This window comes from Bartonella sp. AA2SXKL (assembly GCF_042197205.1).
GTDB lineage: Bacteria > Pseudomonadota > Alphaproteobacteria > Rhizobiales > Rhizobiaceae > Bartonella.
This window is the reverse complement of sequence record NZ_JBHIRN010000089.1, coordinates 1-505: the sequence shown is the minus strand read 5'-3', so window position 1 is coordinate 505 and position 505 is coordinate 1. Positions and strand designations below refer to the sequence as shown.

At 37.0% G+C, this 505-nt stretch carries 2 pseudogenes; both read left to right on the top strand.

From position 1 onward, the window contains the following. Positions 1 to 394, top strand: a pseudogene (locus ACFINS_RS09930) (hypothetical protein); the annotation flags it as partial. A gap of 24 nt (positions 395 to 418) precedes the next feature. Next, positions 419 to 505, top strand: a pseudogene (locus ACFINS_RS09925) (50S ribosomal protein L9); the annotation flags it as partial.

The window sequence follows — 505 nt, the reverse complement described above, 5'->3', positions numbered from 1 at the left end:
CATTGGTAATCTTTATTTTTCAATGATAACAGCACAGCATATGAAGTGGCTCAAAAGACCCCGTGATGATTGGAGCAAAACTCTCCGACTCCCAATCTCAGGACTTGTTATTTTCATTGGTGTTTGTATAGCATCTATGATTGAATTAGGCCTCACTCTTAATTTAAGCGCACGTGTCTTTAGCACTGCGTATACTGTCGTTATATCAATCAGTGGACTAGCGTATCTCCACAATATTACAAAAGGAATAAATGGTCGGATCATTATACTCTCCCTTGTTTATATTGCTATTTTAACCGTCGTTTTTGCTCCACCTATTTCTTTTATGATGCTTTTAATGGGTATTTGGGCAGCTATTCAATACAACTTTCAGTCACGCAACAAACTTCACTAATTTATTAGTTCGAAAGGAAAAACTATGGATATTATTTTACTTGAGCGCATTCCTCGTCTCGGTCAGATGGGTGATATTGTCTCAGTTAAAGATGGTTATGCACGTAACTTT